We start from the raw sequence: 8,311 nt of genomic DNA, 5'->3' as shown, positions 1-8,311 counted from the left end.
CGCCCTCCGCCGCCTTCGGGTCGTCCCCGCCGGTGCTCACGTCCCGGTCCCGGCCGCGCCGTCAGGCCTTCTCAGCGCGGTACGGGACGAGTGCCGGCGGACGCGCCGCGGGGCAGGCGGTCGGTCGGCCGCGCGGGGACAGTCGCCGGGGTCATGCGGGCACCTCCCGAGGTAGGGGGCGCGGGGCGGGCCGTGAGGGGGGATTCCGGCCGACGCCACCGCGCCGCACCACCGAGAGTCCGCGCCGAACCTGTGGGGCGCCTGTGCGTGGGCTGAGGTGACGGCGTGACCCGCCCCCAGGTCTCAGCTGCTCTCAGCTGCCCTCGGCGTCGCGGGGTGGGCGGGGCTCAGCGGCCCGGCTCGCCGCCCTCCCCGAACCCGCCCTCCTTGTCGTCGCCCTGGCCGGCGAGGAAGCGCTCGACCTCGGCGCCCAGCTCGTCCGCGCTGGGCAGGTCCCCGCCGAGCCCGCCGGAGCTGCGCTCGCGGCCGGCGGCGACGGCGTCGTACTGCTTCTCCAGCGCCTCGACGACCTCGGCGACCTCGCTCGACCCCGCCACCTGCTCGGCGATCTCGGCGTCCGTGCGCTCGGCCGCCTTCGACAGCTCCTCGGTGGACAGGTAGAGCCCGGTGGCGACGGCGGTGTGGTCGAGCAGGGTGCGCGCGGCCTGCGGGTACTCGGCGCGGGCCAGGTAGTGCGGCACGTGCACCGCGAAGCCCATCGCGTCGATCCCGGCCTCGCCGAGCCGGTACTCCAGCAGCGCGGACGCGCTCCCGGGGACCTGTGCCTCGGCGAACCAGGGCTCGTGGCCCTCGACCAGCTCCTTGCGCGAGGCGTGCGCGGTGACCCCGATCGGGCGGGTGTGCGGCACGGCCATCGGTATGCCCTGCAGGGTCACCACGAGCCGGATGTTCAGCCGCTCCACGAGCTGCTCCAGCGCGGCGACGAACCGCTCCCACTGGGTGTCCGGCTCCGGGCCGGCGAGCAGCAGGAACTCGGCCTCGGCGGCGTCGGTGAGGGCGACGACGTCGAGCACCGGGGGCTCGTAGGCGACCCACCGGTCCGTGTCGAAGGTCAGCGGCGGCCGGCGCGAGCGGTAGTCGACGAGCTGGTCGACGTCGAAGGAGGCGAGCGTGCGCGGCTCCTTGCCCTCGCGCAGCGCCTCGACCGCGAGCCGCCCCGCACCGCCCGCGTCGACGAACCCGTCGAGCACGACCACGAGCACCGACCCGTCGGGGTTGGCGGTCACGCCCTCCTCGACCCGGTACAGCTCCGCGGGATCCAGCACCTGTCGTACCTCCTCGTCGGCGGCCCTTGCGGGCTCCATCCTTGCCTGCAACGCCCGGCCGCCCGCACAGCATCCCCCCATTCGCGCCCGATGCGCCCACGGGACCCGGTTCGGCCGGGACCCGCACGACGAACGGGCTGCTGCCCAGTGCTGCCCAGTGCTGCCCAGTGCTCGCCCCGTGATCGGGGTGTGATCCCACCCCGACCGGGCGTGACGTCGTCGGCGGACGCGGGCGTGTCGTCGTCCGATGACGGAGGATCGGACCCGTCATGGGGAGCTGGCGCGCGTATCTGGTCTGGTCGGCGGGGCTTCTGGCCTATCTCGTGGGCGTCATGCACCGGACGTCGTTCGGTGTCGCCGGGCTCGACGCGGCCGAGCGCTTCGGCGCGACCCCGGCGGTGCTCTCCGGGTTCGTGGTGCTGCAGCTGCTGGTCTACGCGTCGCTGCAGGTCCCCACCGGCGTCCTGCTGGACCGGTTCGGCGCGAAGGCGCTCGTGCTGGCCGGTGCGCTGCTGATGGCGGCCGGCCAGGCCACGCTGGCGCTCGCCACCTCGCTGCCGCTCGCCATTGCCGCACGCGTGCTGGTCGGCGCGGGCGACGCCTTCACCTTCATCAGCGTGCTGTCGGTGCTCAACGCCTGGTTCCCGGCCCGCCAGGTCCCCGTCCTCACCCAGCTCACCGGCCTGCTCGGGCAGATCGGCCAGGTCCTCTCCGCGGTCCCCCTTGCGGCGATCCTGCACGGCCCGGGCTGGACGCCGGCGTTCCTGTCGGCCGCGGGCCTCGGCGTGCTGTCCGCACTGACCGTGCTCGCGGTGTTCCGCGAGAGCCCGCCCGGCGGCCCGGCCCGGCCGGACGCGCCGACCCCGCGCGAGGTGCTCGACGGACTGCGCTCCTCCTGGCGCGAGCCCGGGACCCGGCTCGGCTTCTTCACCCACATGGGCACGCAGTTCTCCGGGACGGTGTTCGGCCTGCTGTGGGGCGTGCCGTACCTGGTCGCGGGGCAGGGCGTGGGGCAGGGGGCGGCGAGTGCGCTGCTGACCCTGCTCGTCGCCGTCGGGATCGTGGCGGGGCCGCTGTTCGGCACGTTCACCGCTCGGCACCCGTTCCGCCGCTCGTACCTGGTCATCGGGGTGATCGTGCTGACGGCGGCGACCTGGACGGTCGTGCTGCTGATCCCGCCGCCCGCGCCGTTGTGGCTGCTGGTCGTGCTCGTCGTCGTGCTGGCGTTGGGGCCGCCCGGCTCGATGGTCGGGTTCGACTACGCGCGCACCTTCAACCCGAGCCGGCGGCAGGGCACGGCCGTCGGGATCGTCAACGTCGGCGGGTTCTCGGCGTCGCTGGTGCTGGCCCTGGTGGTCGGGCTGGTGCTCGACGCCCTCGGCGGCTACACCCCCGCTGCGTTCCGCGCGGCCTGGGCGGTGCAGTACGCCCTCTGGGTGATCGCCCTGGTGGGGATCGTCGTGATGCGCGCGCGGGCCCGCCGTAACCTCCGCGACGCCGGCACCGTCGTCCCCACGTTGCGCGAGTTCGTCCGCGAACGGCGTGGCCGCGCGTAGGGGACCCCCGAGTCGATCACTCGTTGGTGAACATCGTTACCGTTACCATCCTCGATGACGGAGGGGAGCGGGAACGGTGCGGATCGCGTTCGTCGGCAAGGGCGGCAGCGGCAAGACGACGACGGCGGCGCTCTTCGCGCGCTACGTGGCGGGCCGCGGTCTGCCGGTCCTGGCGATCGACGCCGACATCAACCAGCACCTCGGCGTCGCGCTGGGGGCTGACCCGGAGGCCACCCCGCCGCGTGCCCTGGGGAGCGACCTGACCTGGCTGAAGGACCATCTGCGCGGCGCGAACCCGCTGCTGCCCTCGGCCGACGTCATGATCAAGACGACGCCGCCCGGCCCCGGCTCGCGGCTGCTGGACCTCGACCCCACCGGTGAGCTGCTGCGCCGCTACTCGGCCGAGGTCGGCGGCGTGCGGTACCTGGTGACGGGCGAGTTCGACGAGTCCGACATCGGCGTGTCCTGCTACCACTCGAAGACCGGCGCGGTGGAGCTCTACCTCAACCACCTGGTCGACGGGCCGGGGGAGTACGTCGCCGTCGACATGACCGCCGGCGCCGACGCCTTCGCCTCCGGCCTGTTCACCCGCTTCGACCTCACCGTGCTGGTGTGCGAGCCGACCCGGCGCGGGGTGGGCGTCTACACGCAGTACGCGGCGCACGCGGCCGACCACGGGGTGGCGCTGCGGGTGGTGGGCAACAAGGTGACCGACGCCGACGACGTCGCCTACCTGCGCGACGCGGTCGGCGACGCGCTGATCGGCTGCTTCTCCCAGTCCGCCTGGGTCCGCGCCGCGGAGCGCGGGCAGGTCCGGCCGGTCGACGCGCTGGAGCCCGCCAACCTCACCGTGCTGGCCCGCATCCTCGCCGACCTCGACGGCCGCACCCGTGACTGGACCGCCTACCACCGCGACACGATCGAGTTCCACCTGCGCAACGCCCGGGCCTGGGGCAACGGCGCCACCGGCGTCGACCTCGCCGCCCAGGTGGTCCCGGACTTCCTGCCCGTGGCGCCGCAGCGCGCCTGATCCGCCAGACCTCCTGTTCACCTGCAGAAAGGAAGCCATGTCCCTCGACGTCCCCACCGCCGTCCTCGAGGCTGCCGAGCGCCGCGAGATGGACGACGCGCAGTTTCTCGCCGTCGTCCGCGACTCCCTGCCCTACGCGTGGGAGGTCGTGTCGGCGGCCGCCGCCGACCGCACCGGTGACAAGCCGTTCGGCGAGCACGAGGTCCCGCCGCCGTCGGAGAAGGAGCGCGGCCAGCTGCTGCGCGCGCTCGCGAGCACGTCGATCCGCGGCGCCCTCGAGCGGCACTTCGGCGTGGTCCTGGCCTTCCAGAACTGCCATCGGGTCGCCGCGTTCACGCCGGCCGCCGTCGACTCCGAGATCTACCGCGAGTTCATCAGCCCGCGCGGGCAGATCCTGAACCAGTCCCCGGAGCTGCGGGACTGCTGATCCCGTCATGCGCGAACGACGCTCTCGATCACGACGTGTGAGCGAGAGCGCCGTTCGTTCATCGGGTCACTCGGCGAGCAACCGGTAGATGGTCTTGCGGGCCTCGGTGAGGGCCTCGGTGGCCGTCGCGATCTGCTCGGGCGTGCCGGTCGCCATCACCTGCTGGGCGGCGGCGTACAGCTGCGCGAGCTGCTGCCAGAGGGCCGCGTCGGGGCCGTCCTCCTCGCCGTCGAAGGCGGACCAGACCTTGTCGAGCTCCTCGCGGTGCTCCTCGACGTACGCCGTGCCCGCCTCGGTGAGCTGGACGACGCGGCGGCCGTCGGTCTGCTCCACGCGGACCAGGCCCTCGTCCTCGAGCTGCGACAGGGTGGGGTAGACCGAGCCGGGGCTCGGCTTCCAGCGCCCCCCGGAGCGCTCGGCGATCTCCTGGATGATCTCGTAGCCGTGCCGCGGCTGCTCCGCGACCAGCGCGAGGACGGCCAGCCGGACGTCGCCGCGCCCGCGCCGCCCGCGACCGCCGGGGCCGCGCCGGCCGGGGCCGAAGCCACGGCCACCCGGACCGAAGCCGCGCCCGAACGGCCCGCCGGGGCCGAAGCCGGGACCGAAGGGTCCGGCCGGACCGCCGGGGCCGAACCGCGGGCCGCCGTGCCGGCGACGGAGGCGCTCGGCCCCGTCCTCGGCGTCGATGTTCACGTTCACGTTCACGTCGGGCGCTCCCGGGGCCGTGTCGGCGAAGGGGCCGAAGGGTGGCCTGCGGTGCGGGCCGCCACGGCGTCCGCCACCGCGGCCGCCACGACCGCGCGGGCCGAAGCCGGGTCCGAACGCCGGGCCGAACCCGCCGAAGCGCGGGCCGAAGGGGAAGTCCCAGGTGGGGTTGTCGGCAGACATGGTGTGTCTCCTGCTCGTCGTGAGCCTCCTTGGTCGGTAGCTCGTGTGCCATCACGATATATCGGTACCTATCGGCGATGCAACCCTGAGTCTCTGTTCCGGTGCGGGAAACGCGCGGCTTCCCGCTCGCGTGCCCGCACTGCCAGCCTCGTCCCATGAGCCCTGGAACGGTGACGGCGGCGATCGTGGGACCGGGCAACATCGGCACCGACCTGCTCGCCAAGCTGCGCCGCAGTAGCGTGATCGACGTCCGGTACATGGTCGGGGTGGTGGAGTCCGACGGCCTCGCCCGCGCCCGCGAGCAGGGGCTCGCGGCGTCGGCGGAGGGGGTGGACTGGCTGCTGCGGCAGGACCCGCTGCCGGAGATCGTGTTCGAGGCGACCTCGGCGAAGGCCCACGCCGCGAACGCCCCGCGGTACGCCGAGGCGGGCATCCGGGCCGTCGACCTCACCCCGGCACACCTGGGCCCGATGGTGTGCCCCCCGGTGAACCTGCACGCGCACCTCGACGCGCCGAACGTCTCGATGATCACCTGCGGCGGGCAGGCGACCATCCCGATGGTGCACGCGGTCTCGCGGGTCACCCCGGTGCCCTACGCCGAGATCGTCGCCTCGGTCGCCTCGCGCAGCGCCGGCCCCGGGACCAGGGCGAACATCGACGAGTTCACCCACACCACCGGGCGCGCGGTCGCGGAGGTCGGCGGCGCCGACCGGGGCAAGGCGATCATCGTCCTCAACCCGGTCGAGCCGCCGATGATCATGCGGGCCACGGTGTTCTGCATGATCGGCGCCGATGCCGACCGCGCCGCGATCGCCGCGTCGATCCACGAGATGGTCGCCGAGGTCCAGCAGTACGTCCCGGGCTACACCCTGCGCGCGGAGCCGCAGTTCGACGAGCCCCGCGAGGCCTGGGGCGACCACGCTCGCGTGGCCGCCTTCCTCGAGGTCACGGGCAACGGCGACCACCTGCCGCCCTACGCCGGGAACCTCGACGTCATGACCGCCGCCGCGGCACGCGTGGGCGAGCTGATGGCCCTGCAGAAGATCGCGCAGCAGACGATCGGAGCCCCGGCATGACGCGCCCGCAGCTCGCCCACGACGTCCGGATCGTCGACACCACGCTCCGCGACGGCAGCCACGCCATGGCGCACCAGTTCACCGAGACGCAGGTCCGGGACACCGTCCGCGCGCTCGACGCGGCCGGCGTCGAGGTCATCGAGGTGACCCACGGGGACGGGCTCGGCGGGTCGTCTTTCAACTACGGCTTCTCCCGCACCGACGAGATGCAGCTGATCGCCGCCGCCCGGGAGGAGGTGACGCAGGCGACGATCGCGGTGCTGCTCGTGCCCGGCATCGGCACCGTCGACGACCTCAGGCGGGCCCGGGACCACGGCGCCGGCATGGTCCGGGTCGCCACCCACTGCACCGAGGCCGACGTCTCGCCCCAGCACTTCGCCGCGGCCCGTGACCTCGGCATGGAGACCGCCGGGTTCCTGATGATGGCGCACCGCACGTCGCCGGAGGACCTCGCGAAGCAGGCCCGGATCATGGTCGACGCCGGCTGCCAGGCCCCCTACTGCACCGACTCGGCGGGCGCGCTGCTCATGCACGAGGCGCGCGCCCGCTTCGAGGCGCTGGTCGCCGAGGTCGGAGACGAGGCCTGGGTGGGCTACCACGGCCACCAGAACCTGTCCTTCGGCGTGGCGAACTCCGTCATCGCCCAGGAGGTCGGCGTCCGGTACATCGACGGGTCCCTGTGCGCGCTCGGCGCGGGCGCGGGCAACAGTCCCACCGAGGTGCTCGCCGCGGTGTTCGACCGGCTCGGCGTGGACACCGGGCTGGACGTCATGGGGCTGCTGCACGCGGCCGAGGACGTGGTCCGCCCGTACCTGACGCGCTGGCCGAAGATGGACCGCAACGCCATCGTGCAGGGCTGGGCCGGGGTGTACTCGAGCTTCCTGCTGCACGCCGAGGCCGCCGCCGAGAGGTACACGGTGCCGGCCCACGAGATCCTGAAGCGCTGCGGCGAGCTCGGCCTGGTGGGCGGCCAGGAGGACATGATCATCGACCTGGCGATCGAGCTGGCGGGGGAGCGGTGAGCACCTTCGGGCACGTCATCGACGGGGTCGAGGAGTTCGGGTCGCAGCGCCCGAGGCCGTGGTGATGGCGATCCGTCCGTAAGCCGTCACCCTGTCCGGTGTGGCACGGATCACCCGTTCAGCCTCCGCTGGTCCCGTTCGTCCGGTTCGTGAGATCCTTGGGCGGACGTCGCACGCGAGTCGGAGGTGTCCATGCTGCGGGTGCTCGGGGCCGCGCTCCTCGTGGTGCTGGCGTTCACGCTGGCCGGGGCGCTGTACCAGGTGCTGGCGTGGGCCGTCGCGGTCGGGGCGCTCGTGTTCGCCGGGGTCGTGGTGTGGTCGCTGTCGACCCGGGACGGCGAGGGCCGCGTCCGGCGCTGACCGTGAATCCGCGCCGCCGGCGTTGCGACCGTCACGTTCCGGGCGGAACGCGCCGGGTCCGGCCGGCGTTGAAGCGGACATGACGACCACCACCGGCTCGCGCTCGTCCGCCGGGCGGCGGGCCGCGCTCCTGACCCTGGCCCGCGTGATCGTGCAGAGCCGCAAGCCGGGTTCGCCCGGCCTCGGCGACCGCGCCCGCGCACTGCCCCGCATGGTGACCGGCGCCCTCAGCGGGCACTCCGGCGTCCTGACCCGCGGCCGGCTGGGCCTGCTGGTGCTGGCGATCGCCTATCTCGTGTCGCCCGTCGACCTCGTGCCCGAGGCGCTGACCTCGGTGTTCGGGCTGGTCGACGACGGCGTCGTGGCCCTCTGGCTCGGCGGCGCGCTGCTCGTCGAGACCCAGCGCTTCCTCGAGTGGGAGCGCGACGGCCGCCCGCAGGTGGTCGACGGCGAGCTGGTCGGGTAACGCTCTCAGAACAGCCCGTGCCGCGCGCCCACGTCGAGGGCGAGCGTGGCGCCGTGGAGGGCGGCGGCCTCCGGCGCGAGCAGGGTCGCGACGGCCCAGCCGACCTCGTCCGGCGTGACGAGCCGGCCCAGGGGCGACTCGGCGGCCCGCTCGGCCAGGACCTCCTCGACGGTGACCCCGCGGCGTTCGGCGGCCTGCGC

10 protein-coding genes are annotated in these 8,311 nt (G+C 73.9%); 7 read left to right on the top strand and 3 right to left on the bottom strand.

Annotation, left to right across the window (positions count from 1 at the left end):
• Positions 1 to 347: 347 nt before the first annotated feature.
• Positions 348 to 1,286, bottom strand: a complete 939-nt coding sequence (locus AB0B41_RS41830) for a PAC2 family protein (protein ID WP_358212621.1) — start codon at positions 1,284 to 1,286, stop codon at positions 348 to 350.
• 269 nt (positions 1,287 to 1,555) lie between these two features.
• On the opposite strand from AB0B41_RS41830, the gene AB0B41_RS41825 reads away from it, so the two are divergent.
• From AB0B41_RS41825 to AB0B41_RS41815, 3 genes are all read left to right on the top strand, one after another.
• On the top strand, positions 1,556 to 2,842 hold the full coding sequence (locus AB0B41_RS41825) for an MFS transporter (RefSeq protein ID WP_358212619.1): 1,287 nt from the start codon (positions 1,556 to 1,558) through the stop codon (positions 2,840 to 2,842).
• 76 nt (positions 2,843 to 2,918) lie between these two features.
• Positions 2,919 to 3,872 (top strand): ATP-binding protein, encoded by a 954-nt coding sequence (locus tag AB0B41_RS41820; RefSeq protein ID WP_358212617.1) that lies wholly within the window; start codon positions 2,919 to 2,921, stop codon positions 3,870 to 3,872.
• 37 nt (positions 3,873 to 3,909) lie between these two features.
• Complete coding sequence (locus AB0B41_RS41815) at positions 3,910 to 4,299, top strand: SCO5389 family protein (protein WP_358212616.1); 390 nt, start codon at positions 3,910 to 3,912, stop codon at positions 4,297 to 4,299.
• Between the two features lie 66 nt (positions 4,300 to 4,365).
• Here the strand turns inward: AB0B41_RS41815 and AB0B41_RS41810 are convergent, their stop codons facing one another.
• Complete coding sequence (locus tag AB0B41_RS41810) at positions 4,366 to 5,187, bottom strand: PadR family transcriptional regulator (RefSeq protein WP_358212614.1); 822 nt, start codon at positions 5,185 to 5,187, stop codon at positions 4,366 to 4,368.
• Between the two features lie 155 nt (positions 5,188 to 5,342).
• Between AB0B41_RS41810 and AB0B41_RS41805 the strand changes: the two genes are divergently transcribed.
• From AB0B41_RS41805 to AB0B41_RS41790, 4 genes are all read left to right on the top strand, one after another.
• Positions 5,343 to 6,263: an acetaldehyde dehydrogenase (acetylating) gene (locus AB0B41_RS41805; RefSeq protein WP_358212613.1), complete on the top strand. Its 921-nt coding sequence runs from the start codon at positions 5,343 to 5,345 to the stop codon at positions 6,261 to 6,263.
• Complete coding sequence (dmpG, locus tag AB0B41_RS41800) at positions 6,260 to 7,285, top strand: 4-hydroxy-2-oxovalerate aldolase (protein WP_358212611.1); 1,026 nt, start codon at positions 6,260 to 6,262, stop codon at positions 7,283 to 7,285. Before AB0B41_RS41805 ends, dmpG begins: the two co-directional genes overlap by 4 nt.
• Positions 7,286 to 7,477: 192 nt before the next feature.
• Entirely contained in the window at positions 7,478 to 7,645 is a 168-nt protein-coding gene (locus AB0B41_RS41795) for a hypothetical protein (RefSeq protein ID WP_156067113.1), read from the top strand.
• Between the two features lie 79 nt (positions 7,646 to 7,724).
• Positions 7,725 to 8,111 carry a YkvA family protein gene (locus AB0B41_RS41790; RefSeq protein ID WP_358212610.1) on the top strand — a complete coding sequence of 129 codons (387 nt, stop codon included), beginning with the start codon at positions 7,725 to 7,727 and terminating at the stop codon, positions 8,109 to 8,111.
• A 5-nt stretch (positions 8,112 to 8,116) separates the two neighbouring features.
• Here the strand turns inward: AB0B41_RS41790 and AB0B41_RS41785 are convergent.
• The coding region (locus AB0B41_RS41785; protein WP_358212609.1) for an SDR family oxidoreductase at positions 8,117 to 8,311 on the bottom strand (195 nt) is incomplete at its 5' end.

The sequence above is a fragment of the Pseudonocardia sp. NPDC049154 genome (assembly GCF_040648315.1).
Classification (GTDB): domain Bacteria; phylum Actinomycetota; class Actinomycetes; order Mycobacteriales; family Pseudonocardiaceae; genus Pseudonocardia.
This window is presented reverse-complemented; position numbering and strand designations above follow the sequence as displayed.